This window comes from Paracoccus bogoriensis (genome assembly GCF_019431455.1).
Lineage (GTDB): Bacteria > Pseudomonadota > Alphaproteobacteria > Rhodobacterales > Rhodobacteraceae > Paracoccus > Paracoccus bogoriensis.
In genome coordinates this window covers 38,497-62,963 of the sequence record NZ_JAHYSR010000017.1, presented here as the reverse complement: position 1 = coordinate 62,963, position 24,467 = coordinate 38,497, and the positions used below count along the sequence as shown (strand labels likewise).

At 67.0% G+C, this 24,467-nt stretch carries 24 protein-coding genes and 1 tRNA gene; 11 read left to right on the top strand and 14 right to left on the bottom strand.

Annotated elements, in window-relative coordinates; all coding sequences use genetic code 11:
• Positions 1-4: 4 nt before the first annotated feature.
• The 4 genes from KY389_RS09880 to KY389_RS09865 all read right to left on the bottom strand — a co-directional run bounded on the left by KY389_RS09880 (position 5) and on the right by KY389_RS09865 (position 4,288).
• A complete protein-coding gene (locus tag KY389_RS09880) occupies positions 5-955 on the bottom strand; it encodes a D-ribose ABC transporter substrate-binding protein (protein WP_219830768.1) in 951 nt (316 codons plus the stop codon).
• A 99-nt stretch (positions 956-1,054) separates the two neighbouring features.
• Positions 1,055-2,092 (bottom strand): ABC transporter permease, encoded by a 1,038-nt coding sequence (locus KY389_RS09875; protein WP_219830767.1) that lies wholly within the window; start codon positions 2,090-2,092, stop codon positions 1,055-1,057.
• A 16-nt stretch (positions 2,093-2,108) separates the two neighbouring features.
• A complete protein-coding gene (locus KY389_RS09870; RefSeq protein WP_219830765.1) occupies positions 2,109-3,611 on the bottom strand; it encodes a sugar ABC transporter ATP-binding protein in 1,503 nt (500 codons plus the stop codon).
• A complete protein-coding gene (locus KY389_RS09865; protein ID WP_219830763.1) occupies positions 3,608-4,288 on the bottom strand; it encodes a DUF2291 family protein in 681 nt (226 codons plus the stop codon). The genes KY389_RS09870 and KY389_RS09865 overlap by 4 nt, the downstream gene beginning before the upstream one ends.
• Positions 4,289-4,644: 356 nt before the next feature.
• Between KY389_RS09865 and KY389_RS09860 the strand changes: the two genes are divergently transcribed.
• From KY389_RS09860 to fba, 10 genes are all read left to right on the top strand, one after another.
• On the top strand, positions 4,645-6,252 hold the full coding sequence (locus KY389_RS09860; RefSeq protein WP_219830762.1) for an FGGY-family carbohydrate kinase: 1,608 nt from the start codon (positions 4,645-4,647) through the stop codon (positions 6,250-6,252).
• Positions 6,249-7,766 (top strand): glycerol-3-phosphate dehydrogenase, encoded by a 1,518-nt coding sequence (locus KY389_RS09855; protein WP_219830760.1) that lies wholly within the window; start codon positions 6,249-6,251, stop codon positions 7,764-7,766. The genes KY389_RS09860 and KY389_RS09855 overlap by 4 nt, the downstream gene beginning before the upstream one ends.
• Before the next feature lie 10 nt (positions 7,767-7,776).
• Entirely contained in the window at positions 7,777-8,706 is a 930-nt protein-coding gene (locus KY389_RS09850) for a sugar phosphate isomerase/epimerase family protein (RefSeq protein WP_219830758.1), read from the top strand.
• Between the two features lie 26 nt (positions 8,707-8,732).
• Positions 8,733-9,881 carry an iron-containing alcohol dehydrogenase gene (locus KY389_RS09845; RefSeq protein WP_219830757.1) on the top strand — a complete coding sequence of 383 codons (1,149 nt, stop codon included), beginning with the start codon at positions 8,733-8,735 and terminating at the stop codon, positions 9,879-9,881.
• Entirely contained in the window at positions 9,881-10,831 is a 951-nt protein-coding gene (locus KY389_RS09840) for a sugar-binding transcriptional regulator (protein WP_219830756.1), read from the top strand. Before KY389_RS09845 ends, KY389_RS09840 begins: the two co-directional genes overlap by 1 nt.
• 188 nt (positions 10,832-11,019) lie before the next feature.
• The gene (locus KY389_RS09835) at positions 11,020-11,817 is read left to right on the top strand and encodes a DeoR/GlpR family DNA-binding transcription regulator (RefSeq protein ID WP_219830755.1); all 798 of its coding nucleotides are present in this window, start codon (positions 11,020-11,022) and stop codon (positions 11,815-11,817) included.
• Complete coding sequence (locus KY389_RS09830) at positions 11,814-12,575, top strand: triose-phosphate isomerase (RefSeq protein ID WP_219830753.1); 762 nt, start codon at positions 11,814-11,816, stop codon at positions 12,573-12,575. Before KY389_RS09835 ends, KY389_RS09830 begins: the two co-directional genes overlap by 4 nt.
• Positions 12,572-13,033, top strand: a complete 462-nt coding sequence (gene derI / locus KY389_RS09825; protein ID WP_219830752.1) for a D-erythrulose-4-phosphate isomerase — start codon at positions 12,572-12,574, stop codon at positions 13,031-13,033. The genes KY389_RS09830 and derI overlap by 4 nt, the downstream gene beginning before the upstream one ends.
• The gene (locus KY389_RS09820) at positions 13,033-14,004 is read left to right on the top strand and encodes a class 1 fructose-bisphosphatase (RefSeq protein ID WP_219830751.1); all 972 of its coding nucleotides are present in this window, start codon (positions 13,033-13,035) and stop codon (positions 14,002-14,004) included. The genes derI and KY389_RS09820 overlap by 1 nt, the downstream gene beginning before the upstream one ends.
• A 6-nt stretch (positions 14,005-14,010) precedes the next feature.
• Entirely contained in the window at positions 14,011-15,045 is a 1,035-nt protein-coding gene (gene fba, locus KY389_RS09815) for a class II fructose-bisphosphate aldolase (RefSeq protein WP_219830749.1), read from the top strand.
• Between the two features lie 18 nt (positions 15,046-15,063).
• Here fba and KY389_RS09810 read toward each other — a convergent pair whose 3' ends face one another.
• Positions 15,064-16,236: a BaiN/RdsA family NAD(P)/FAD-dependent oxidoreductase gene (locus KY389_RS09810; protein WP_219830747.1), complete on the bottom strand. Its 1,173-nt coding sequence runs from the start codon at positions 16,234-16,236 to the stop codon at positions 15,064-15,066.
• A 95-nt stretch (positions 16,237-16,331) separates the two neighbouring features.
• On the opposite strand from KY389_RS09810, the gene KY389_RS09805 reads away from it, so the two are divergent.
• A tRNA-Gln gene (locus KY389_RS09805) sits at positions 16,332-16,406 on the top strand.
• 176 nt (positions 16,407-16,582) lie between these two features.
• On the opposite strand, the gene KY389_RS09800 is transcribed toward KY389_RS09805, so the two are convergent.
• From KY389_RS09800 to KY389_RS09760, 9 genes are all read right to left on the bottom strand, one after another.
• Positions 16,583-16,945 carry a hypothetical protein gene (locus KY389_RS09800; protein ID WP_219830746.1) on the bottom strand — a complete coding sequence of 121 codons (363 nt, stop codon included), beginning with the start codon at positions 16,943-16,945 and terminating at the stop codon, positions 16,583-16,585.
• Positions 16,945-17,223 (bottom strand): hypothetical protein, encoded by a 279-nt coding sequence (locus tag KY389_RS09795; RefSeq protein ID WP_219830744.1) that lies wholly within the window; start codon positions 17,221-17,223, stop codon positions 16,945-16,947. The genes KY389_RS09800 and KY389_RS09795 overlap by 1 nt, the downstream gene beginning before the upstream one ends.
• A 232-nt stretch (positions 17,224-17,455) precedes the next feature.
• Complete coding sequence (locus KY389_RS09790) at positions 17,456-17,641, bottom strand: hypothetical protein (RefSeq protein ID WP_219830743.1); 186 nt, start codon at positions 17,639-17,641, stop codon at positions 17,456-17,458.
• A gap of 120 nt (positions 17,642-17,761) precedes the next feature.
• On the bottom strand, positions 17,762-18,289 hold the full coding sequence (locus tag KY389_RS09785) for a hypothetical protein (protein ID WP_219830742.1): 528 nt from the start codon (positions 18,287-18,289) through the stop codon (positions 17,762-17,764).
• A gap of 63 nt (positions 18,290-18,352) precedes the next feature.
• Positions 18,353-18,796, bottom strand: a complete 444-nt coding sequence (locus KY389_RS09780) for a hypothetical protein (protein WP_219830740.1) — start codon at positions 18,794-18,796, stop codon at positions 18,353-18,355.
• A gap of 512 nt (positions 18,797-19,308) precedes the next feature.
• Complete coding sequence (locus KY389_RS09775) at positions 19,309-21,816, bottom strand: hypothetical protein (RefSeq protein ID WP_219830739.1); 2,508 nt, start codon at positions 21,814-21,816, stop codon at positions 19,309-19,311.
• Positions 21,817-21,828: 12 nt separating this feature from the next.
• Entirely contained in the window at positions 21,829-23,445 is a 1,617-nt protein-coding gene (locus tag KY389_RS09770) for a terminase large subunit (RefSeq protein ID WP_219830738.1), read from the bottom strand.
• The gene (locus KY389_RS09765; protein ID WP_219830736.1) at positions 23,442-23,834 is read right to left on the bottom strand and encodes a phage terminase small subunit P27 family; all 393 of its coding nucleotides are present in this window, start codon (positions 23,832-23,834) and stop codon (positions 23,442-23,444) included. Before KY389_RS09765 ends, KY389_RS09770 begins: the two co-directional genes overlap by 4 nt.
• Positions 23,831-24,466, bottom strand: coding sequence for a hypothetical protein (locus KY389_RS09760; RefSeq protein WP_219830735.1), 636 nt, complete (start codon positions 24,464-24,466; stop codon positions 23,831-23,833). Before KY389_RS09760 ends, KY389_RS09765 begins: the two co-directional genes overlap by 4 nt.
• Position 24,467 lies beyond the last annotated feature (1 nt).

Sequence of the window (24,467 nt, the reverse complement as noted above, 5' to 3'; positions counted from 1 at the left end):
GGGCTTATTGATCCAGAACGAAGGGCGCGCTGTAGAGATGCGCGTTTTCGGCGGTGATCAGCAGGCAGTCGAACAGCTGCTTTTCGCTGTCAGCGCCGGTCTCGCCGGTGCGGATGTAGTTGTCGGCCTGGCGCACGGCCTCGGCCGCGAAGACCGCCACGGGTTGCAGGACGGTATAGGCCATCTCACCCGCCTTCACGGCCTCGACCGCGTCGGGGCTGCCGTCGAAGCCGCCGACGACGATGCCGTCCAGACGCCCGGCCTCTTTCAGCGCGGCGATGGCGCCAAGGGCCATCTCGTCATTGCCCGAGATCACGCCGCTGATGTCCGGGTTCGCCTGCAGCAGCGACTGCATGCGCTGGAAGCCCTGCGTGCGGTCCCAGTTCGCGACCTCCTGGCCGACCTTTTCGAATTCGGGATACTGGCTCAGCACGGTTTCGAACCCGTTCGAGCGGGTCTGCGCGTTGTTGTCGGCGGGGTTGCCGAACAATTCGACATATTTGCCGCCCTCTTCGCCCATTGCTTCGACCCAGGCCTGTGCGCCAAGCGCCGCGCCCTGAGCGTTGTTCGACACAAGCTGCGCCTTGGCCAGTCCTTCCTGGTTGATCTCGGCATTGACCAGAAAGACCGGGATGCCGGCATCGACGGCCTTCTGGACCGCGCCGATCGAGCCGTCGGCATTGGCCGGGTCGAGAATGATCGCCACCGACTGGTTGGTGATCGCGGTGTCGATCAGGGTGCTTTCGGTATTGGTATCGCCGCGGTGGGCGGCCACGTTGGCGGAATAGCCCAGCTCCTCGGCGGTGGCGCGGGCGACCTCGCCCTCGGTGAACCAGTAGGGGTTGGCGGGGTCGTTCACGATGATCGTGATCAGGCCTTCGGCCCAGGCCGAGCCGGCCATCAGGGGGGCGCTTGCCACGGCGGCCATCAGCATCCGGCGGGTCATCTTCAACATTATCTCTCTCCCTTTGGGTTGGTGGTCTGCCCCTTGCGGGGCTGTCTTTCCGCGCGGTCCGCCCTCGTTTCGGGCCGCGCGGGGAAGGTCGGGGCGGCCTCAGCCCTTCCGGGGGCCGCCATATTGAATCGAGTTCATCAGCACGGCCAGCACGATCACGGCCCCTGTGAACACGGTCTGCCAGTAGGAACTGACCCCGATGATCACCAGGCCCGCCGACAGGAAGCCGATCACGAAGGCGCCCAGCATCGTGCCGCGCACCGTCCCGCGCCCGCCGGTCAGCGCCGCGCCACCGATCACGACCGCCGCGATGGCAGTCAGTTCGTAGGTCATGCCCGCCGTGGGACCGGCCGAGGTCAGCTGCGAGGCCAGCACCAGCCCCGCGACCGCCGACAGCATCCCCGAGACGACATAGACGGTGATCTTGACGCGCTTGACCGGCACGCCCGACAGTTCCGCGGCGCGTTCATTCCCGCCCGAGGCATAAAGCCAGCGCCCGAAGGCCGAGCGCGACAGGACCAGCCCTGCGATGATGGCAATGCCGGCCAGCACGATCACGCTGATCGGGATGCCCCACAGCCGGTTGAAGCCCAGCCAGGCAAAGCCGGTATTGCCCAGTTCCTCGCGGCCGCGCAGGTTGTTGTAGGTCAGCCCGTTGGTCATCAGCAGCGCAATCCCCCGCGCCACATACATGACGCCAAGCGTCGCGACGAAGGGCGGCACCTTGAAGATGGCGACCAGAACGCCATTCACCGCGCCCACCGCCGCGCCCACGCAAAGCGTCAGCACCACCACCGCCCAGACCGGCGGATAGAGGATCACGCCAAGCGCATCCAGTTCCACCCCCTGCATCATCGCGCCCGCCACGACCCCCGATAGCGCCAGGATCGAGCCCACCGACAGGTCGATGCCGCCATTCAGGATCACCAGCAACATGCCGATGGCCAGAATCCCGAAGATGGCCACCTGGCTGGACATGATCAGGAAGTTCGCCACCGTGAAGTAATGGGGCGATAGCGACGAAAAGACCGCGATGATTGCGATCAGCGCAAAGAAGGCGCGACCCTCCAGCAAGATGCGCGTCAGGTTCAGCGTGCGACGCTTGGGCAAGGCGGGGTTGGTGGTTGATGCGGACATGGTTTCCTCCTCGCGCTCAGGCGGCCACGGACTCGCCAGAGGCGGCCATGATCCTTTCCTTCGTGACGCTGCTGTCGAACTCGGCCGAGATGCGGCCCTTGTGCATGACGATGATCCGATGGGCGATGGACAGACATTCGCTGACCTCGGATGTCGAATAGAGAACGGCCAGCCCTTGCCGCGCGCCTTCGGCCAGCAGGCGGAAGACCTCGGCCTTGGCGCCGATGTCGATGCCGCGCGAGGGCTCGTCCAGCATGATGACGCGCGGCTGCGTGGCCAGGATCTTGCCGATCACGACTTTCTGCTGATTGCCCCCCGACAGCGAGCCGATGGCCGCGTCCCCGCCCGCGGTCTTGATCGTGACGCTGCGGATACTGTCCTCGATCAGGGCGCGCTCGGCGCGGGCATCGATGAACAGGCCCCGCGTGAAGCGCGCGATCGAGGCCAGCGACAGGTTCTGCCCCACGCTCATCGTCTGGACCAGCCCGTCGCGCTGGCGATCCTCGGGGACCAGCGCAAGACCGCGCGCGATCCGCTCTGCGATGGACAGGTGGCCGACCTCTTGCCCGTCCAGCACGATCTGCCCGGCGCTGGCGCGCAGGCGTCCGGCGATGGCTTCCAGCAATTCCGTCCGCCCCGCGCCCATCAGGCCGTAGATGCAGACGATCTCGCCCGCGCGGATGTCCAGATCGAGGCCGCGCACCAGATCCTGCCCGGTCGCATCCGGCACGCACAGGCCCCGGATCGACAGCGCCACGTTGCCGGGCACGGTGTCGGGCGGGCTGCCCAGATCGTAATTCTCGCCCACCATGTTGCGGACGATCCATTCCAGGTCGATCCGGTCGCGCGGCGCGCTGGCGGTCATCACGCCGTCGCGCAGCACAACCGCATGGTCGGTGATGGTCAGCGCCTCTTCCAGATGGTGCGAGATATAGACGATGCTGACGCCGCGCGCCTTGAGGTCGCGGATCACCCTGAACAGAACCTCGACCTCGCTGGCCGACAGGGCGCTGGTCGGCTCGTCCATGATCAGGATGCGGCTGTCCACCGACAGGGCACGGGCGATCTCGACGATCTGCTGCTGACCCAGACGCAGTTCCTCGACCGGGGTGCGAGGGTCGATATCCTCCTCCAGCTCTTCCATCAGCCGGCGGACCTGCCGTTCCTCTTCGGCGTAATCGACGCCGAAGGGGGTCATGATCTCGCGGCCCATGAAGATGTTGTCGCGCACCGACAAGTTGGGCGCCAGGCTCAGTTCCTGATGGATGATCGAGATGCCGCGCGCCTGCGCCTCGGCGGCATTGGCGAACCGGGCGGGCTGGCCGTCCAGCACGATCTCGCCCGACGAGGGCTGGATGACGCCCGACAGGATCTTCATCAGCGTGGATTTGCCTGCCCCATTTTCCCCGAAGAGGGTCGTCACCTCGCCCCGGCGGATGTCGAAGTTCACGCCCTTGAGGGCATGGACCTGGCCGTAGGACTTGGCGATGTTGCGTGCGGCAAGGACGATCCCGGTCATTGGACCTCCAGCGCGACAGGGGTGATCATCCAGTTCGTCGGATTCACCAGACGGAAGGCGCCGGTCACGGTCAAGGTGCGACCGGTCAGGTTGGCCGTGTCGATGGGCGCCAGCACTTCGGCGGCCATGGCACGGTTGATGCCAGATCCGGCATCCTGGAACTCGATCTGATTGCGGAAGTCGCCAAAGGCAATGTCGCCCGGCGCGTCACGCAGGTCGGTGCCGTTGATCGCGGGTCCGGTCTGCACGCGGATCACCAGATCTTCGGGCAGACCTTCGACCTGCAGCGGATAAACACCCGCGCGGGGCGTGCCTGCGACACCGGTGACGTTGATCATGAAGATCGCCCCGGTCGAGGCCGGTGTGCCATATTCGGCGATGGCGGCCTGCTGGTCGGCGGAGATGGCGGCGTGCAGGACCTGGGCATCAACCGCGCGGCTGATGACAAGGTCGCGGATGCGCGGAAATTCCTGCTGGCCATAGGCGTCGGGCGAAAAGGCCTGCTGGCGGATATCGGCCTCTGACCCGACATGAACGACGGTCGTGTCCAGCGCGATGGCGCCCAGAACAAGCACAGCTGCGGCCAGAGACAGCCACAGCCCGCGCCGGGACGATGGCGGCGCCTTGGGGGGATCGGGCTGGCGCGCGGTCCGGCGGGGATCGGCGTTTGCGGTCATGGGCGGCCTCTCTGATCGGTGACGTTTCGGCGGGCGAGGATGATCCGCAGTCCGGCGAGGCACGGAAAGGCAGGCAGCGTGCCGCGGCTGGCGGCAGGATGAATCGCTGCAAGGCACGGGAAAAGCGCTTTGTTCATGGCCATAAGCCGACCTCCCCTTCGGCATCGCCGGGCTTGCTTCCCAGTGCGAGGCGCGACGATGCGTCGTCCGTCCCGGCACCGGAATCCGGCGGATAGAGACAGCTTAGATGAAAAATTTTGCTCTGTCCGTAAAAAAATGCATTTTCTAATCCGAAGCCGTGTTATATCGAGGATGCGGCAGGTCGCCTTGCGGCGTTGCAAGCGAAGGGGAAGCTGATGGTCGAGGGGGGCGCCTTCAACCCTGACGTGCCGGGCGGACGCGATGTCCTGATCGGCGTCGATGCAGGCACATCTGTCATCAAGGCCGTGGCCTTCGATCTCGCCGGACATCAGCTTGGCGCGGCCGCGGTTGCCAACCGCTACCGCAGCGGGGCGGATGGCTCGGTGGTGCAGGACATGACGCGGACCTGGGCCGATTGTGCAGCCGCGCTGCGCGGTCTGGCCGATCATGTGCCGGGTCTTGCCGCGCGCACGGCGGCCTTGGCGGTGACGGGGCAGGGCGACGGGACATGGCTGGTGGGTCCGGACGGGCCGGTCGGCGACGCCTGGCTGTGGCTGGATGCCCGCGCCGCGCCGACCGTCATGCGGCTGGGTCAGGACCGCGCGCGCTTCGAGGCGACGGGGACCGGCCTGAACACCTGCCAGCAGGGCGCGCAGATGGCGCATATGGACGCCCATCACCCCGATCTGCTGGACCGGGCCGAAGTCGCGCTGCATTGCAAGGACTGGCTTTACCTGAACCTGACCGGGATCCGCGCGACCGATCCGTCCGAGGCCAGCTTTACCTTCGGCAACTTCCGCAGCCGCAGCTATGACGACGCGGTGATCGCGGCGCTTGGCCTGAGCCATCGTCGCGCCCTGCTGCCCCCGATCGTCGAGGGCACCCGGACGACCCACCCTTTGACGGCAGAGGCTGCCCGCGCCACCGGCCTTCTGGCAGGTACGCCGGTCTGTCTGGGCTATGTGGACATGGTCATGACGGCGCTCGGCGCGGGGGTGCTGGCCGGGCACGAGGGGCAGGGCGCGGGCGACGTGGCCTGTTCGACCATTGGCTCGACCGGGGTGCACCTGCGCGCGGTTCCGGCGGAACGGGTGCATCTGAACGATCAGGGCACGGGCTATGTGATCTGCCTGCCGGTGCCGGGCATGGTCACGCAGGTCCAGACGAATATGGCGGCGACGCTGAACCTCGATTGGGTTCTGGGGCTGGCGGCGGGCCTGCTGTCCGAGATGGGCCATCCGGTCGGCCAGCGTGATCTGGTCGCGCGGCTGGACGGCTGGCTCGCGCAGGCCGCGCCGGGGCGGGTTCTGTATCATCCCTACATCTCCGAGGCGGGCGAGCGTGGCCCCTTCGTCGATGCCGATGCGCGGGCGGGTTTCACGGGCCTGTCGGCAGGGCATCGCTATCCCGATCTGGTCCGCGCCGTGGCCGAGGGGCTTGGCATGGCCATGCGCGATTGCTACGCCGCGATGGGGCCGCTGCCTTCTGAACTGCGGCTGACCGGGGGTGCTGCGCGTTCGCCGGGTCTGCGCGCGATCCTCTCGGCCTGCCTGAACGCGCCGCTGCGCGTCTCGGCCCGTGACGAGGCCGGGGCGGCCGGTGCCGCCATGATGGCGGCCGTCGCCATCGGCGCCATGCCCGACATGCGGACCTGCATCGACCATTGGGTAACGCCGCTTCTGGGCGCCCCCGAGAGGCCCGACCCCGATCTGGCCGCGACCTATGCGCGGCTTTACCCCGCCTTTGCCGCGACTCGTGCCGCAATGCCGCCCGTCTGGGCCGCCCTGGCCCGGTCGCGCCCGACGACAGGAGAAGCACGATGACCCATGACTCCAAGATGATCGACCTGTTCGTGATCGGCGGCGGCATCAACGGCGCGGGCGTCGCCCGGGACGCGGCCGGGCGCGGCCTGTCGGTCGTGCTGTGCGAAAAGGACGATCTGGCGCAGGGCACCTCGTCGCGGTCGGGCAAGCTGGTCCATGGCGGGCTGCGCTATCTGGAATATTACGAATTCCGCCTGGTCCGCGAGGCACTGATCGAACGCGAGGTGCTGCTGCGCGCCGCCCCGCACATCATCTGGCCGATGCGCTTCGTTCTGCCCCACAGCCCCGATGACCGGCCCGCCTGGCTGGTGCGGCTGGGGCTGTTTCTCTACGACAATCTGGGGGGACGGCGAAAGCTGCCGGGAACACGGGTTCTGGACCTGCGCCGCGACCCCGAAGGCGCGCCCCTGCTGGACAAGTATCACAAGGGGTTTGAATACAGCGATTGCTGGGTCGATGATGCGCGCCTTGTCGTGCTGAACGCGCTGGACGCGGCCGAGCGCGGTGCGACGGTGCTGACGCGCAGCCCCTGCATCTCGGCCCGGCGTGAGGACGGGGCCTGGTCCGTCACCACCCGCGACAGCCTGACCGGCCAGACGCGCCAGTTCCGCGCGCGCTGCCTGGTCAATTGCGCCGGTCCCTGGGTCAGCGACGTGATCACGCGGGTCGCGGGCTCGAACTCGGCCCGCAAGGTGCGGCTGGTCAAGGGCAGCCACATCATCGTCCCGAAATGGTGGGAGGGGCAGAACGCCTATCTCGTGCAGAACCACGACAAGCGGGTGATCTTCATCAATCCCTACGAAGGCGACATGGCGCTGATCGGCACGACCGACATCGCCTATGAGGGCCGGGCCGAGGACGTGACCGCCGACGAAGCCGAGATCGAGTATCTGCTGGCCGCCGTGAACCGGTATTTCAAGGAAAAGCTGCGGCGCGAGGATGTGATCCATTCCTTCTCGGGCGTGCGTCCTCTGTTCGATGACGGGCAGGGGAACCCCTCGGCCGTGACGCGGGACTATGTATTCGACCTGGACCGCAATGGCGGGGCGCCGATGCTGAACATCTTCGGCGGCAAGATCACGACCTTTCGCGAACTGGCCGAACGCGGAATGCACCGCCTGGCCGAGATCTTCCCGCAGATGGGCCCCGATTGGACCGAGACCGCGCCCCTGCCGGGCGGCGAGATCGCCAATGCCGATTACGAAAGCTTCGCGGCACTGCTGCGCGAGCTGCATCCCTGGATGCCGCGGGCGCTGGTGCGCCATTACGGGCGGCTTTACGGCGCGCGCACCCGCGATGTCGTGGCGGGGGCCATGAGCATGGCCGATCTGGGCCGGCATTTCGGCGGCCAGTTCTACGAGGCCGAGGCGCGCTATCTGGTCGCGCGCGAATGGGCGCGCACGCCCGAAGATATCCTGACCCGCCGCACCAAGCATTACCTGCATCTGACCAAGGCCGAGCAGGCTGCCTTTGCGGAATGGTTCAACGCCTCTGATCTGGCTTGCGCGGCCTGAAGGAACGACGATGCTGACGCTTTCGCTGAACACCAACCCCCTGGTCAACCGCATCGCCGATCCGGACGACCTGATCGACACGGTTGCGCGCGACATCCGCATCCGCGACCTGCAGCTGACGCATGAATTCATCAATCCCTCCTGGCCCGCGCCTCTGATCCGCCGCCTGACCCGGCAGATGCGCGCCGCGTTAAGGCGGACCGGGGTGCGCGTGACCAGCGGCATGACCGGGCCTTACGGGCGGCTCAATCATTTCGGCCATCCCGACCCCGATGTGCGGCGCTATTATGTTGACTGGTTCAAGACCTTTGCCGACATCACCGCCGAACTGGGCGGGCGGTCGGTGGGCACGCAATTCGCGATCCTCACCTGGCGCGATCACGACGATCCGGCCCGCCGCGAGGCGCTGATCCAGGCCGCGCTGGCGTGCTGGGCCGAGGTCGCCGACCATGCCCGCGCCGCTGGGCTGGATTACCTTTTCTGGGAGCCGATGAGCATCGGGCGCGAATGCGGCGAGACGATCCCGGCCGCCATGGCATTGCAGGACCGTATCGCGTCGGCGGGCATGGCCATCCCGATGTGGATGATGGCCGACATTGATCATGGCGACGTGACCAGCGCCGACCCGGCCGATTACGACCCCTATGCCTGGGCGCGTGCCGTGCCGCGCGTCAGTCCGATCATCCACATCAAGCAATCGCTGATGGACAAGGGCGGGCACCGGCCCTTTACTTCGGAATTCAACGCTTTGGGCCGTATCCAGCCGGAACCTCTGCTGGCCGCTCTGACCGAGGGCGGCGCCACCGACAACGAAATCTGCCTGGAGCTGAGCTTCAAGGAGCGTGAACCCAATGATCGGCAGGTCATCGCGCAAATCGCCGAAAGCGTCGCCTTCTGGGCGCCGTATATCGACACCGGCACGGATAAGCTGAATATCTAGCGGATCGACACAGCAGGAATTCGGCCATGCTCAGCCCGTTCGCCTTTGCCACAGCCACGGAAATCCTGTTCGGCCGCGGCCAGATGGCGGGCGCTGCCGCCCGCGTTGCCGCAATGGGGCGGGTGGTGTTGCTGGTGCACGGATCGACGGGGGCGCGCGCCGAGGGGCTGGCCCGGGCGCTTGAGCAGCAAGGCTGTTCGCTGATCCGGCTGTCGGTGGGGCGCGAGCCCGATCTGCCGATGATCGAGGACGCGCTGCCGCTTGCGCGCGGGGCCGAGGTCGTCCTGGCCATGGGCGGCGGCGCGGTCATCGACGCGGGCAAGGCTCTGGCGGCCTGCCTGACCATGAGGCGTCCGCTGATGGATCATCTGGAGGTCATAGGCCAAGGGCTGCCGCTGGACCAGGCGCCTCTGCCCTTTGTGGCCATTCCGACGACGGCGGGGACCGGCGCCGAGGTCACGCGCAATGCGGTGATCGGCGTGCCCGAGGCGCGGCGCAAGGTCAGCCTGCGCGACGCACGGATGCTGCCCCGTCTGGCCATCGTGGACCCGGACCTGACCGATGGCTGCCCGCGCGGCGTGACGCTGGCTTCGGGTCTGGATGCGATCACGCAGGTGATCGAGCCCTATGTCAGCACGCGGGCCAATGCGATGACCGATGCCTTGTGCCGCGATGCGATTCCGCAGGGTCTGGCGGCGCTGATGCGCCTGATGGAATCCGAGGACGCTGAGGCCCGCGACCGAATGGCCTGGGTCAGCCTGTGCGGGGGACTGGCTCTGGCCAATGCAGGGCTTGGGGTCGTGCACGGGCTGGCGGGGCCGTTGGGCGGGCTGACGGGGGCGGCGCACGGCGCGATCTGTGGGGTGCTGTTGCCGCATGGTCTGCGCGCAAACCGGGCGGCGGCAGGCGATCCGGCTTTGGCCGCGCGGCTGGACCAGGTCGCAGGCTGGATCGGCGCCGCCTTCGGGGTGTCTGGCGCGAACATGGACCAGGCTGCGCGTCTTCTGGCGGATTGGTCGCGGAATTGCGGCCTGCCATCGCTGACCGCGCTTGGCATCGACGCCGATGCGCAGCTTCGGGCGGCCCAGACTGCGGCCTCGTCCTCGTCGATGAAGGCCAATCCCGCGGTCCTGTCGCCAGATGCCCTTCATGCCCTGATGCGGGATGCGGGCTGATGGCGCGGCGCGGGACGGTTGACCCCGAACAGAGCCTGGCAATCCGCGCGGCCTGGCTGCATTATGCAGGCGGCTTGACGCAGGCAGCGGTGGCCAAGCGTTTGGGTGTGCCGGGGGTCAAGGCGCATCGGCTGATCGCCCGCGCCGTGGCCGAGGGCGTGGTGAAGGTCTCGATCGACGGCGAGATCGTCGAATGCGCCATGCTGGAGGATCAGCTTTGCGCCCGCTTCGGGCTTGAATATTGCGACGTGGCCCCTGATCTGGGCGAAGAGGGCATCCCCTTGCGTGCACTCGGCCTGGCCGGCGCGGCCTTTCTGCGCCGCGAGATCGAGCGAGGCGAGCACCGGGTCATCGGTCTGGGCCATGGCCGGACGCTGGCGGCGGCGGTGCGCAACCTGCCGCGGTTCGATGCGGGTGGGGTGCGGTTCGTCTCGGTTCTGGGCGGTCTCACGCGGAATTACGCGGCGAACCCTCATGACGTGATGCACAGCCTGGCGGAAAAGACGGGCGCGCAGGCCTATGTCCTGCCGGTGCCGTTTTTCGCCAACAGCGAAGGCGACCGGGCGATCCTGCTGGCGCAGCCCGGTGTGCGAGAGATCTTCGACCTGTCCAACAGCGCGACGCTCAAGCTGGTGGGGATGGGGTCGGCAGATGCGGGCGCGCAACTTGTCGCTTCGGGGATGATCGAGCGCCACGAGATCGACGAGATCAACGCCGCCGGCGCCCTGGGCGAGATGATGGGACATTTCTTCGATGCCGAGGGCCGCGTCCTGACCACGACGCTGAGTATGCGGACGCTGTCGGTGGATCTGGACCGCCCGCAGGGGCATCGAATCGTCGTGATCGCGGGGGGCGCCCAGAAGATCGCCGCAATCCGTGCTGTGCTGAACAGCGGCTATCTGTCAGGCCTGATCACCGACGAGGTGACAGCCCGCAGCCTGCTGTCCTGATCGGCGCCCGCCCTTTTCGGGGGACGGGTCGGGCAAAGCCCGACCCGGACGCTGCCGCTTGGCCTTGCGCCGCGCTGCGCGCGGCTGCATCACACTAAATCGTCACATGATCACATGAATAATGTTTTAAATAGTGAAAAATGTGTTATGATCGGTGACGGAAGAGATGGGGCAGGGCGAGCAATGGCATGAAGCGGGAAGAGAGGCGACAGGCGATCATGGATCTGCTGGTGGCTGACCGCGCCGTCGATCTGGACGCGCTGGCGACGCGGTTCGAGGTCAGCCGCATGACCATCCACCGCGATCTGGACGACCTTGCCCAGGCGGGTCTGCTGCGCAAGGTGCGCGGCGGCGCGACGATCGAGGCGGGCACGCAGTTCGAAAGCGATTTCCGCATCCGCGAGTTGCAGGATCGCGAGGCCAAGGCCCGCATGGCCGAGGCTGCCATGGCGCTGGTCGAGCCTGGCATGACGGTGATGGTCAATGACGGTTCGATGGCCGCGTTGCTGGGGGCGCGCCTGGCCGGGCGTGCGCCGCTGACCGTCATAACCAACAATTTTGCCGTGATCGAGCGGCTGAAGGATGCGCCCGGCGTCACGCTGATCGCGCTTGGCGGCATCTACAACGCCAGGTTCAACGGCTTTTTCGGCGTGGTCACGGAAAGCGCGCTGGCGGGTCTGCGCGCAGATCTGGCCTTTGTCTCGACCCCGGCGGTGGCGGGGCTTCAGGCCTTTCACATGGATGAGGACGCGGTGCGCACAAAACGCGCCATGATGCGGGCGGCGGGGGCCAGCGTGCTGCTGGTGAATCATCGTCGCTTCGGCCGCAGCGCGCTTCATCTGCTGGCCGACCTGGCCGACTTCGATGTGATCGTTACGGATGCGCCGCCGGCCCCCGACCAACTGGCGGCGCTGCAGCATGGCGGAATCGCTTTGACCATCGCCAGGACGGCTCCGATCTCACAGGACCGCGGAGGGAGGGAATGACGACATTCTGGATCGGCACCAGCTGGAAGATGAACAAGACCTTGCCCGAGGCGCTGGCCTTTGCCGAGGGGCTGCGCGCGGCGGCGCCCTTGCCCGGCATCCAGCGCTTTGTCGTGCCGCCCTTCACCGCCTGCCGTCAGGTCAAGGCGGCGCTGGCGGGCACCGATGTCAAGGTCGGCGCGCAGAACATGCATTGGGAGGACGAGGGCGCCTGGACGGGCGAGATCAGCGCGCCGATGCTGGTCGATTGCGGTCTCGATCTGGTCGAACTGGGCCATAGCGAGCGCCGCGCCCATTTCGGCGAGACCGACGAGACGGTGGGGCTGAAGACAGTCGCCGCCCTGCGGCATGGGCTGATCCCGCTGATCTGCATCGGCGAGACCCTCGCCGAACGCGAGGCGGGCCGCGCCACCGAGGTTCTGGCGGCGCAGGTCCGCGCGGCGTTGCAGCCGGTGGCGGGGTCCGAGGCGACGATCCTTCTGGCCTATGAACCCGTCTGGGCCATCGGCGCGGGGGGCATCCCCGCCACGGCCGATTACGCCGATGCCAGACAGGCCGAGATTGCCGCCGTCGCGCGCGAGGTCATGGGGCGGCGCATCCCCTGCCTCTATGGCGGGTCGGTCAATCCGGGCAATTGTGCGGAACTCATCGCCTGTCCGCATGTGGACGGGCTGTTCATCGGACGCTCGGCCTGGGACGTGGCGGGCTATCTGGACATTCTGGCGCGCTGCGCCGCAACCATGGGAGAGACGGCATGAAACTGGCCATTGCAGGGGACAGCGCGGGCGAGGGGCTGGCGAAGGTGCTGGCCGATCACCTGAAGGACCGCTTCGACGTGTCCGAGATCAGCCGCACGGATGAGGGGCCGGACGCCTTCTATGCCGATCTGTCGGACCGCGTCGCCTCGGGCGTGATGAAGGGCACCTGGGATCGTGCGATCCTGGTCTGCGGCACCGGGATCGGCGTCTGCATTGCCGCGAACAAGGTGCCGGGCATTCGCGCCGCCCTGACCCACGACACCTATTCCGCGACCCGCGCGGCGCTGTCCAACAACGCCCAGATCATCACGATGGGGGCACGGGTCATCGGCCCAGAGCTTGCCAAGGCCATCGCTGATGCCTGGCTGGCCGAGACGCTGAATTTCGACGCTTCGGGCAAGTCGGCGGGCAATGTCGCCGCCATCGACGCGGTCGATGCCAAATACAACAAGGTCTGATGCTGTGGCTTCCCACCGACAAGGCTGCGACCGGCCCTCGCCTCTCCGAGGCGTTGGAGCACGCCCCCGCAGCCACCGTCATTGCGGCCATCGCCGGTGCCGTGCCGCCCCTTGCCGCGCGGCTGGCGGCGGGGCGCCTGCATGGAGACCCCGAAACCGTGGTCGGCACGAATGACAGCGGCGACCGGCAAAAGGCGCTGGATCTGGCCGCCCATCACCACATGCTTGCGGCCCTGCGCGCGGCAGGCGTGCGCCGCGTCCTGTCCGAAGAGGCCGAGGCGGTCATCTCCCTGAACGAGGGCGGCCAATTCGACGTGGCGATCGACCCGATCGACGGCTCGGGCAGTATCGGGATCGGCGCGCCGCTTGGCCTGCTTTTCAGCGTGTTGCCCTCGGGGCCGGACAGTTTTCTGCGGCCGGGCCGGACGGCGGTGGCGGCGGGCTATGCCTCCTTTGGCCATTCGGTCGATTTCGGCTTTTCGACCGGACAGGGCGTGCATGTCGCCACGCTGGAGCCGGGCGGCGATTTCCGCATCGCGCATGAGGGGCTGCGCCTGAAACGGCAGGCATCGACCATCGCCTACAATGCCTCGAACGAGCGGCACTGGTCGCCCGGCCTGCGGGACTGGGCGGCGGACCTGCGTGCGGGCGCCGACGGTCCGCGGGGGCGCGGCTTCAACATGCGCTGGCTGGCCGCCGCAGTCGGCGAATTGCACCGCATCCTGTTGAAGGGGGGCGCGTTTCTCTATCCCGCCGACGCACGGCCCGGCCATGACCGGGGACGGTTGCGCCTGATCTACGAGGCCGCGCCCATCGCCTTTCTGATCGAACAGGCGGGCGGGCAGGCGACCGACGGGCGCCGTCCGATCCTGGATCTGGCCGCCGAGAGCCTGCACCAGATGACCCCCCTGATCTTTGGCGCCGCCGATGAGGTGGCGACCATCCACACCTATCTTGACCGCAAAGGATGACGCCTGATGGCCATGATCACCCTCCGCCAGCTGCTGGACCATGCCGCCGAGCATGGCTATGCCGTGCCGGCCTTCAACATCAACAACATGGAACAGGGCCTGTCGGTCATGCAGGCTGCCGCCGCCACGGACAGCCCGGTGATCCTGCAGGCCAGCCGGGGCGCGCGCGCCTATGCCAATGACGCCGTGCTGGCCGGGCTGATCGGCGGGCTGGCGCGGGCCTTTCCCGACATTCCGCTCTGTATGCATCTGGATCACGGGAACGATCTGGCGACCTGTGCCACGGCGATCCAGAACGGCTTCACATCGGTGATGATGGATGGCAGCCTCAAGGCCGACGGCAAGACGCCCGCCGATTACGCCTATAACGCTGACATCACCCGCCGCGTGACCCAGATGGCCCATGCCTGCGGCGTCTCGGTCGAGGGGGAACTGGGCGTGCTGGGCAGCCTTGAGACCGGCATGGGCGATCAGGAGGATGGTCACGGCGCGACCGGGACGCTGTCCGAGGATCAGCTGCTGACCGACCCGGACGAGGCCGTGCGGTTCGTCGAAGAAACCGGAGTCGATGCGCTGGCCATCGCGATGGGCACCAGCCACGGCGCCTACAAGTTCACGCGCAAGCCTGACGGCGACATCCTGGCCATGCATGTGATCGAGGAAATCCACCGCCGCCTGCCGAACACGCATCTGGTGATGCATGGCTCATCCTCGGTCCCTGCGGATCTGCAAGAGATCATCAACGCGCATGGCGGCGATATCCGCCCCACCTGGGGCGTCCCGGTCGAGGAAATCCAGCGCGGCATTCGCCACGGCGTGCGCAAGGTGAATATTGACACGGACAACCGGCTGGCGATGACTGCGGCGATCCGCAAGTTCCTTGCCGAACGCCCCGAGGAATTCGATCCGCGCGCCTATCTGAAACCCGCCATGGCGGCGATGTCGGATATCTGCCGCGCCCGGTTCGAGGCCTTCGGCACGGCGGGTCACGCCAGCCGCATCAAGCCCCTGCCGCTGTCGGCGATGGCCGCGCGCTACTGACCCGCGCGCCGGGCGCGTTCAGGCGCGCCCGGCCGCATCGGCCGAAGCCCAGGCCCACTGGAAGTTGTAGCCGCCCAGCCAGCCGGTCACATCCACGCATTCTCCGATGAAATGCAGCCCCGGCACGGCGCGGGCCGCCATCGTGCGCGCATCCAGATCGCGGGTGTCCACGCCGCCAAGCGTGACCTCGGCGGTGCGGTAGCCCTCGGTCCCGACGGGGGTGATGCGCCAGCGATTGACCCGCGCCCCAAGCGCGTCAAGGCGGGCATTGTTCTGGTCGGCCAGCCGCGCTTGTGCCAGCCCCTTCTCGCCCGCGATGGCCTGCGCCAGACGTTCGGGCAGCATCGCGCCAAGCGCGGTTGCCACCTGCTGGCGGCCGTTCCGGCCCCGCGCCTCTTTCAGGCGCGCGGCGATGTCGTGATCGGGGCAAAGGTCGATCTGAAGCACCTCGCCGGGTTTCCAGAAGCTGCTGATCTGCAGGATCACCGGCCCCGACAGACCCCGATGCGTAAAAAGCAGCGCATCGCGAAACGCGCCGCCGCCATGGGCGATGCGCGCCTCTACCGCGACGCCCGCCAGCGGACGGCAGAGCGCCAGATCCTGCTCGGCGAAGGTCAGCGGCACAAGGGCAGGGCGCGTATCCACCAGACGCAGGCCGAACTGGCGCGCCAGATCATAGGCGAAACCGGTCGCGCCGATCCTGGGGATCGACTTGCCTCCCGTGGCCACCGCTACCCGCGCCGCCGTCAGCGCGCCCCAAGGCCCCGTTACCTGGAACCGGTCGCCTTGATGCGTAACGGTCTCTATCGGCGTCTCCAGCCGCAGATCGGCGCCGCGCATCCGGGTCAGCAGCATGTCTGTGATCTGCGTGGCCTTGCCGTCGCAGAAAAGCTGACCCTGCGTTTTTTCGTGCCATGCGATACCGGCCTGATCCACGAGCGCCACGAAGTCGCGGGCCGGATAGCGCGCCAGCGCGCTGGCGGCAAAGCGCGGATTGGCCGACAGGAAGCGATCGGGGGCCGTGGCCAGATTCGTGAAGTTGCAGCGCCCCCCGCCCGAAATGCGAATCTTTTCGCCCGGTTTGCGCGCGTGATCCAGCACCGCGACACGGCGACCCTGCGACAGCGCAGAGCCCGCGCAGAAAAGACCGGCGGCTCCGGCGCCAAGAATGATCAGGTCGAAATGCTCCATGCGATCCGGTTAACCCGGCAGACGGGGCAGGACAAGATTTCTGCATTTTCGGTCTTGCACCCGCCGCGGGCCTTGGGTAATCACGCTCGCACAGTTGGGGCGTGGCCAAGTGGTAAGGCATCGGTTTTTGGTACCGTGTACCGTAGGTTCGAATCCTACCGCCCCAGCCATCTCAAAATATCAATGAAAATCAAAGACTTGTCTGGCTACCAATCAGGACATGTGTAGCAGTCTGGTGGATGCTCCACATGGACCGCGCGCCCGTTTCGGTTCGTAAGCGGGGCGTGTAACGTCAGAGGCGGGCACCCCAAGGATGCCCGCCCCGTGTGAGTCGGCTTGCTGGTGATCAGGTCAAGCGGCGTTCCTGATCGACTTCTGCAAACGTGTTTGCCAACTCATTCACGCGCTCAAGACGCTTCCGCGCAAGGCCAAGGGTGCGGTAGTTGCCTTCGTGCATGGAGTCGGCAACGTTGCGCAGTTCCTTCGCGCGGTAATGCGCGATCACCGCCTCCCGATCCTGGCGCATAAGCTGCGCCAGAACGCTGATACGCGGCAGGTAGGACTGGTTGAACAAGTCGCTTCGCGCCTTGCTGATCCTGTTCCGATGCTTGTTGACCTGAAACCTCACCTCACGCCTCAGATGCTTCTCGGGATCGTAGTCATCAGCCGTCTGCCGGATCAGCTTCAGGAACACAGGATTCAACGCCATCACACGGCCTCGCTTTCGAGGGCCTGGGCACCGCGATAGGAATCGAAGAAGTCAGCGACGCACCGAAGCGCTGCCATGCGGATCAGGTCTTCCTTCTGGTCAACCGGGACTTCCGCATGAATGTCGAACCCGACATGAACGGTCAGGCCGTTGAACTGGACGGTCACCGCTCCGTGCTTGTGGGGCGTTGCCGCTTCGGTGATGGTCATGTAAGTGTTAGGCATGACGATCTCACTCTGGCGATTGCTGTAGTGGGTGGTCTGGTAGTGCTCGGACATGGGTTTCTCCGTTTGAGCGTTGCAAAGGGCCGGTGCTGTCACACCCGCCAAGTGTTGCCCGTGGCGGCGGGAACCGCTGCGGGCAAACCTACTATTAGACACGTTTTCGGGGTCTGTCCTTAGGCTTTTGTCGGGACAACTTTGCAGTCTTTATCTTTTTATATCAGGTCGTTGTGGTCGGGGGTTTGCAGAAAATTTCTAAACTCGCCAAGTTCAGCGCCGATTTGCAAACTCAAGCCGTCCTTACCTCCCCTGCAAAGTCGCCCCGGCAGACCTCGGGCAGCAGGTCGGCATCGGCCAGGGCCTCGGCCAGCGTGTCGCGCAGGTCGGTGGTGGGGCTGGTGGCGGCAGTCATGAAGGCGCCGGTCAGGCCGTCCAGCAGGCGGGCATAGGTGGCGTCGGGGATGAAGTGCGGCATCGGGGCGGCTCCTTGGGGTGCTCCATGGGGTGAGTCTAGGCGGGCCGGGAATCCGGCGTCAAGCCTGAATGTTGTGTTTTATCAGTAGCTTAGTAGCTATATAGCCAGTTGGCCGGATAGCTAGGAGCCGCCCATGATGCCGTAGGTGGCCAAGGCGCGCATCGCAGCTTCATCCGTTTCCTGTTGCGCCTTCGCAGCGCGTTCGGCCTCACGTTCTCTGATCCGCACGGCCAGCGCCGCTTGGATCAAGTCTTCGGGGATGCCTTTTTCCCGGCGGCGTTCGACAAACCGCTTGTCCGCGATCTGATCGGACTTCGCCTGACGTTCGGCGGGGGTCATTGCGTGGTAACGCGCCTTCTGGCGCGCAGCGTCGCGGGCTTTCGCCTTCTCCGCATGTTCGGTCCGCGTGGTGGCTTCGATCTTCGAATAGGACCGCACAGAACCGCCCTGTGCATCGGCATACTGGTGGCGCTGCTTGGCTTTCTGCCGCTCATATTCTTCGGGGTCGCGTTCGGCTTTCCAGCGCCGGGCGTTGCGCTCATCGCGCTGCCGCGCATTGTCGGCCTCGATCTTCTGTAGGTAGTCGCGGATCAGCTTTTTCCGCGTCTCGGACAGCCCGCGCGTTTGCGTTTCGTCTTGGGATTCCATATATTTGTCCCAGCTTTGGAGTGACTTGCAGGGGTTCAGCGTTGCCGCGCTGGCCCCTGTTTCTTATTCGGCGGCCAGCTTGATCTGGTCGGCCAGGTCTGCGGCCACGCCCGAGGCAAGCGGGTATTCCTTGCCCGTGAGGGGCGAGACCAGCTTGACGCCCGCGCCCATGCGCTTGACCTTCACCCCGGACAGGGCGGCCAGCCCTTCGATCCAGCGGGCCTTGCGTTCGGGGTCGTCGGTGGCACTGGCGGCGTCCTTCAACAGATCGGCCAGCGTCGGACCTTCGTTCAGCGGAACCGATGCTTCGAAGCCCGGCGCCTTGATGCTGATCGCCGGGCCGTCCTTGGCCACGTCGATACCGGGGATGGCCTCGGGGATGACGCCCGCCGCCACCTTGGCCCGGATGTGGTCGGTGATCACGTCCACCACGGTCTTGCCCTCGGCTTCCGCGATCATCTGGAGCTGTTTTCCGCGCTCCACCGGCAGTTTGAGATTGAAGGCCATCACGGCACCCTTGCTGTTGCTGATGGCCTGAATATAGGCACTGGTGCCTAAATATGCAAGGGGTAACTACATCCGTGTCGTTTTGGCCGTTACGCTCCCTCATTGGACCGGGGAAGATCGGGCCGCGACGGCCAGCCCCACATCATCCGCAGGTGGGGAGCGGGCGCAGCCCGCGAACCACCGGGGGTGTGTAGTAAGGCAGGTAGGCGAAGCGTTTCTCCGAATTTCTTGCTTGTATAGTATAACTCTACCTCAAGAAGACATATAACAGGCAAGAAATTCGGAGAAACGTGCCCACCTCCGGGGGACTGTGAGGCTTCCCACTCACCCCCGGAGGATCATAACCTTCCCCGGTCGGTCGCGGGCTGCGCCCGCTTCCCTCCCTCGGGCTCACCCTCGGACGTGGCGGCCCGCCAGACTCCACGGGAAGCCCACACAGGCGGGTTCCGGGTCTTCGGGCGCCTTCCCCACCCTCGGGCGTCCAGGCCGCTCCACGGCCTTCCTGTGGAGTCCTAGCGCAGCATCCCGCCGGGGCGCATCTGGCGCACCAGTTCCTGTTGGATCAGGCCCCGCATGGCGCGTTCGGTCTGATCGGCCACCTGGCGGGCCAGGTCGGCGTTCGCCTCGGGGGTGCCGCCGTTCGCGTTCACCGTCACCGGGGCGTTGATGGTGATGGCGGGTGCGGATGCCCGCGCAGACTCCAAGGGAAGCCCGCTGGCGGCCTTCATCACCCGTCCGCTGGCACCCACCAGCCCGCCCGAGGCATAGCCCTGCCTGGCGCTCCTATGGAGTCTGTCCAGGTTGTCGGCACCAAGGCGCTGCACCGTCTCCTTGCTGAAGACGTATTCGCCCTTGTGGACCACACCCGCCGGTTCATACTTGCCGCCGTCGCCCGTGTAGCCGCCTTCGGCAAAAGGCGGCAGCAACAGCCCGCCCAGCTTGCCCACGCCCGGCATCATCATGAACAGGCGCAGAAGCTGATTGCGCAGGATCGTGCGGGCCAGGTCCAGCAGCGCGGCCTTGAAGGCATCGGCCCCGTCCAGCCCGGCCATGAACAGATCGGTGAAAGCATCAGCACCCCGGCGCGACTCTTGCTGCACCCGCTGCATGGCGCTGCGCGCCTCGCCCGCCCGTTCGGCCACGCGGGCATAGGCATCGGCCAGCCGGTCGATCTCGGCTTCCAGCGCGGGGGTGATCTCGCGCCCGGCCCGTTGCGCGGCCACCAGAAGTTCGGTCTTGGCCTGCGCAAAGGCGGCGGCTTCGCCATGGCGACGCTGCATCAGCGTCAGGCTGGCCAGCACCGTGGCTTCGGTTTCCAGCGCCATGGTGCGGTCGCGGATGGCCTGTGCCTCGCGGGCGAAGTCATCCAGGTTGATGCCAGCACCACCCCGGCCCGAGGATCGGCCCGCCCGCTCAGCGGCAGCGCGGGCATCGGCAGCGGCCAGGGCGGCGCGGGCGGCATCCTCGGCTTGCTGCGCGGTCAAGGTCGCCCCGGCCTCCGCAGCCCGGCGGCGCACGGCCTCTATCTCGCGTTCCAGGCGAAGCTGTTCGCTGGTCGCGGCGTTGCGGGCCTGTTCGGTCGCGGCGAAGGCTTCGTTCGCCCGGCGCATCGCTTCATAGTTGCGGATCGACTCGGCTTCGGCCTCATGGCGCTGGCGCAGCGCCCGCTGTGCCTGTTGATCGGGTGCCACGCCCGCCGCCCGCGCCAGCGCGCCGGTCATGGTGTTGGCCAGCGCGATGATGCCGGTGATCACCCCGCCCAGCCGATTCAGTTGCGCGATGACGCCCCCGAACTCCACCCGGTCGCCCGCTTCCAGGGTCGCGAAGGCGGTGCTGGCGGTCTGTTGCAGATCGGCCATGCGGCCGGTGAAGTCTTCGGCGCTGATCCGGCCATCCCCGAAGTCGGATGCAAGCTGGCGCATCTCGGCGGCCACATCGGCAAGGGCGCGGGCCTGTTCGGTATAGCCCCAGGCGGCGATCTGCGGCACTGCGCCCGCCAGCGCATTGGACGCAGTGCGGGCTTCGTCGCCCAGGGCCGCGTATTGCTGGCGCAGCCGGGCCAGTGTCTCGGCCTGCGCCTCCACCATGTCGCGGTCGCGGGCCAGCGCATCATAGATGTCATCGCCCAGGTTCGCCCGGCCCTCGGCCTCGGTGCTGAAGATTTCATCCAGCCGCGCCCGGAAGTCGGCCAGTTCCACGGCGGCATCGGCCAGCGTCACCGCCAGGCGCTTGCCGAAGATGCCGATACGGTTCGTCAGGTCAGAAAAGCGGTCGTCCAGTTCCTCGGCCCGGCGCACCAGGCTTTCTTCGATCACGAACCCGCCTTCGCGGGCGCGCTCGATCATCGCATCCAGCCCGGCCCCGCCTTCGCGCAGTGCCAGCACCATGGCACGGCCCGCATTGCCGAAAGCGGCCTGCGCGATGGCGCTGCGCTCCTGATCCGAGGGCGCGCGGCGGATCAGTTCGGCCAGGTCGCGCAACAGGTCCATCTGACTGCGCATCTCGCCATTGGCGGTGCGGATGCCGATCCGGTAGCGGTCCAGCACCGTGGCCAGCGCCCCGCCGCCGGTCGCGGCCTCGCCCACCCGCTGCGCGAAGCGTTCCAGCGCCCCGTTAAACTCGTTCGTGGCCACCCCGGCCAGCCCGAAGCCGTGTTGCAGCCCTTGCAGCGCCTCCACCCCGATGCTGGCGCGGTCGGCGGCCTTGCCGATGGACTCGGAAATATCCGCCAGCCGGGCGCGCACCGTGCTGGTCAGCCGCTCCACCCCCAGCCCGCCGATCACCCCGCCCAGCAGCCCGCCCGCGAAGGGCAAGGCCAGGGTGCGCAGCCGGTTGAAGCTGGCGGCGATGCCCTCGGGCACGCGGGCATAGGCCGCTTCCATCCGCTCGGCAGACTGGCGGGCGCGGCGCTCCATCTGGGTGGCGGCCCGGCGCTGCGCCTCATTGGCCCGCTTCAGCCCGCGTTCAAGCTGCGCGGTGCGGGCCTCCAGGCTGATGATCAGGCCCTGAACCTCGGACATACTCGTTACTCCTTACAGCATCACCAGCCCCGGAACCTCGGGGCTGGCGTATCGCGATCTGGTGTTGTGGGCGGTGACGGCGCGCGACACTGCCATGGCGCTGGCCACGGCGGCATCAATCCGGCTGGCGGTGTTGGCCTTGTGCATCCGCACCAGCCCGGTGGTCGGGTTGCGGCTGGTGACAACATTCCCGAAGTGATGGCGCAGCACCGGGCAGCCGTCATGCCGGATCAGCCGCCCGGTGACGATCCGTTCCAGATCGCCCGCCGCCACCCCCATGGTCAGCGGGCGTTGCGGAAAGGCGAAGACCGGCAGGCCATCATCGTGCAGGTGCTGCATCACCACGCGGGCCAGGTGCGGATCGAAGGCCAGTTCCTGCACCTCATGGGCAGCGCACAACTCGCGCACATGATCTTCCACCATGGCGTTGTCGATGATCGGGCCGGGGCACAGGGTGATCAGCCCGTCATCGGCCCAACGGCGGTAAGGCGCCCCGTCGCGGGCGGATCGTTCGCGCAAGCCATCCTCGGGCACGAAGACGCGGGCGCGCAGGGTGATCTGTCCATCGGCATGGCGAAAGGCGATGGCCACGGCGGTCAGATCGCCCGAAACAGACATATCCACGCCCACATAAGCGGGCAGCCCGTCCAGGTCGGCGGGGTCGTCATCGAACCGGCGCGCGTCATAGGCGGCAAGGTCGAACAGCGGATCACGGCTGTTGGCCTGCCATATGTTCAGGTTGAATTGCCGAAAGCTGGCCAGTTCCGCCGGGTTGCCTTCGGCTTCCTTCGCCAGGGCGCGCAGCCCCGACAGGGACGGAAAGCCATGGGCCAGGCCGGGGTTCACCCGCTGCCAGACCGCTTCATCCTGCCAGTCGTCGCCGGGTTCGGCCATGAACAGCACCGGCAGGAACTCGGGGTTGACGATCTCGCCCGCCGCCACCTTGACCGCATAGCCGAACAGATCGGCGGCCAGCCCTTCGGACCCGCGCCCGGCGGTGGTGGCGATCACCATCAGCGTGTCATCGGTCTTGGCCTGCCCGCTCTTGATCGCTTCCCACAGGTCGCGGCCCCGCCAGGCATGGATTTCGTCAATCAGGGTGAAGCTGGGGGTCAGGCCATGGGCGGCGCCCCCGTCACTGGCCAGCGCGGTCAGGGTGGACCCGTTGCGCCCGAAGGTGATCTGCTTCTTGCTGTTGAAGGCATCGCGGATCGTGACTGCGTTCAACAGGCGGCGATCTTCGCGGATGATGTTGGCGGCCTCCTTGAAGCCGATGGACGCCTGTTCGCGGTCGCAGGCCGCGAAGATCACCTGCCCAGCGGGGCGGGTTTCCGGGCCGAACAGGTGCAGAAGCGCCAGGGCGGCGGCCAGGCTGGTCTTGCGGTTGCCGCGCGGCAACAAGAGCAGCACGGTCTTCACGATCCGGCTGCCATCGGCGTGGCGCGGGCCATAGATGCGCCGCACGATCCGTTCCTGCCAGTCGTGCAACTGGAGGGCCCGGCCCGGCGCGGTGCTGGCGGGGTGGCGCAGGCGCTTCAGGAACGTCACCGCCCGTTCGCCATGGCCCAGCGGATCGGGGATAGGCGAACCATCGTATATCCAGGCCGGAAAGGTGCTGGCGGCGGTCATGTCACCGCCAGCGGGTTGTCGGCGTCATCCTCGGGGGCGGCGCTGCCCAGCCGCGCCCGGCTCACCGGGTCCAGCCCGAGGGTGGCCGCGATCTGGCGCGCGGTCTGCGCGGCCCGGTTCTGCATCCCGAACAGCTTCACGTCGATCAGCCCGCCGCTTCGCTGGCGTTCCTGTTCGATCTGGCGCACCAACCCGGCCATGCAGCAGTAGGTTTCCACCTGCGCCAAATCGGCGGCACAGATCACCCGCCGCGCTACCAGCATCGGCAGCACCCGCTTCCATTCCTCGCGCGCATGGGCACCGAACCAGGCAGGCCCCTTCGGAACGCGGCTCAGGGGTTCCTGATCGGGCCGAACAGCAGGCTTCACCCCGCGCAGGTGCTTGCTCATGCCGCCACCGACTGCGCCACGGGCGCCCCGAAGTTGGCATCATACACCGCACGCATGAAGCCCATGGGCGTTACGCTGCGCGCGTTCGCCCGGTCGCGGCCCTTCCCCTTCATGTCGCGGATCACGTTGACGGCAGGCGGGCCGGGCAGCGGCGCCTTGGGCGGCATGACGAAGCCGCCGCCGGTCCAGAGACAGGTTTTCTTGGTGTAGTGATCCGAGGGTGCAAGCTGGGAATAGTCGCAGGGGTCGAAGGCATAATCCGGCTTGCGCCAATAGGTGCTGATCGTGCTGCGCGGGTTCTCGATCAGATAGGGCACTTCGAAGAACTCGGCCCATTCGGCGGCCACCGCGAACAGTTCGATGGCGTCGGACAGCGCATGAAGCCCCTTGCCCTTGAACCAGCGCGAACCGGACACGGCCAGATCGTCGCAGGGCGGGAAGGCCGCGAAGAACCGGCAACGCTCTACCATGTCGCGGGTCGGCTTCCAGCGGCGGGCGTCGGCCCGGATGAAGTGAATGTTGCCCTTGCTGGTGTTGCCGGGGTGCTGAATGTCGATGCAGTAGCAATCCCAGCCCGCTTGCGCGAAGGTTTCGGCAGACTTGCCGGACAGTTCGTATAGGAAGATGGCCACG

Excerpts from the sequence above, each read along its gene's own strand:
- KY389_RS09770 (WP_219830738.1), bottom strand. The coding sequence starts at position 23,445 with ATGACCGCCGCCAGCACCTTTCCGGCCTGGATATACGATGGTTCGCCT.
- KY389_RS09780 (WP_219830740.1), bottom strand. The coding sequence starts at position 18,796 with ATGGCCTTCAATCTCAAACTGCCGGTGGAGCGCGGAAAACAGCTCCAG.
- KY389_RS09855 (WP_219830760.1), top strand. The coding sequence starts at position 6,249 with ATGACCCATGACTCCAAGATGATCGACCTGTTCGTGATCGGCGGCGGC.
- KY389_RS09775 (WP_219830739.1), bottom strand. The coding sequence starts at position 21,816 with ATGTCCGAGGTTCAGGGCCTGATCATCAGCCTGGAGGCCCGCACCGCG.
- fba (WP_219830749.1), top strand. The coding sequence starts at position 14,011 with ATGGCCATGATCACCCTCCGCCAGCTGCTGGACCATGCCGCCGAGCAT.
- KY389_RS09880 (WP_219830768.1), bottom strand. The coding sequence starts at position 955 with ATGTTGAAGATGACCCGCCGGATGCTGATGGCCGCCGTGGCAAGCGCC.
- KY389_RS09870 (WP_219830765.1), bottom strand. The coding sequence starts at position 3,611 with ATGACCGGGATCGTCCTTGCCGCACGCAACATCGCCAAGTCCTACGGC.
- KY389_RS09810 (WP_219830747.1), bottom strand. The coding sequence starts at position 16,236 with ATGGAGCATTTCGACCTGATCATTCTTGGCGCCGGAGCCGCCGGTCTT.
- KY389_RS09845 (WP_219830757.1), top strand. The coding sequence starts at position 8,733 with ATGCTCAGCCCGTTCGCCTTTGCCACAGCCACGGAAATCCTGTTCGGC.
- KY389_RS09790 (WP_219830743.1), bottom strand. The coding sequence starts at position 17,641 with ATGCCGCACTTCATCCCCGACGCCACCTATGCCCGCCTGCTGGACGGC.
- KY389_RS09795 (WP_219830744.1), bottom strand. The coding sequence starts at position 17,223 with ATGTCCGAGCACTACCAGACCACCCACTACAGCAATCGCCAGAGTGAG.
- derI (WP_219830752.1), top strand. The coding sequence starts at position 12,572 with ATGAAACTGGCCATTGCAGGGGACAGCGCGGGCGAGGGGCTGGCGAAG.
- KY389_RS09800 (WP_219830746.1), bottom strand. The coding sequence starts at position 16,945 with ATGGCGTTGAATCCTGTGTTCCTGAAGCTGATCCGGCAGACGGCTGAT.
- KY389_RS09835 (WP_219830755.1), top strand. The coding sequence starts at position 11,020 with ATGAAGCGGGAAGAGAGGCGACAGGCGATCATGGATCTGCTGGTGGCT.
- KY389_RS09785 (WP_219830742.1), bottom strand. The coding sequence starts at position 18,289 with ATGGAATCCCAAGACGAAACGCAAACGCGCGGGCTGTCCGAGACGCGG.
- KY389_RS09820 (WP_219830751.1), top strand. The coding sequence starts at position 13,033 with ATGCTGTGGCTTCCCACCGACAAGGCTGCGACCGGCCCTCGCCTCTCC.
- KY389_RS09840 (WP_219830756.1), top strand. The coding sequence starts at position 9,881 with ATGGCGCGGCGCGGGACGGTTGACCCCGAACAGAGCCTGGCAATCCGC.
- KY389_RS09875 (WP_219830767.1), bottom strand. The coding sequence starts at position 2,092 with ATGTCCGCATCAACCACCAACCCCGCCTTGCCCAAGCGTCGCACGCTG.
- KY389_RS09865 (WP_219830763.1), bottom strand. The coding sequence starts at position 4,288 with ATGACCGCAAACGCCGATCCCCGCCGGACCGCGCGCCAGCCCGATCCC.
- KY389_RS09850 (WP_219830758.1), top strand. The coding sequence starts at position 7,777 with ATGCTGACGCTTTCGCTGAACACCAACCCCCTGGTCAACCGCATCGCC.
- KY389_RS09860 (WP_219830762.1), top strand. The coding sequence starts at position 4,645 with ATGGTCGAGGGGGGCGCCTTCAACCCTGACGTGCCGGGCGGACGCGAT.
- KY389_RS09830 (WP_219830753.1), top strand. The coding sequence starts at position 11,814 with ATGACGACATTCTGGATCGGCACCAGCTGGAAGATGAACAAGACCTTG.
- KY389_RS09765 (WP_219830736.1), bottom strand. The coding sequence starts at position 23,834 with ATGAGCAAGCACCTGCGCGGGGTGAAGCCTGCTGTTCGGCCCGATCAG.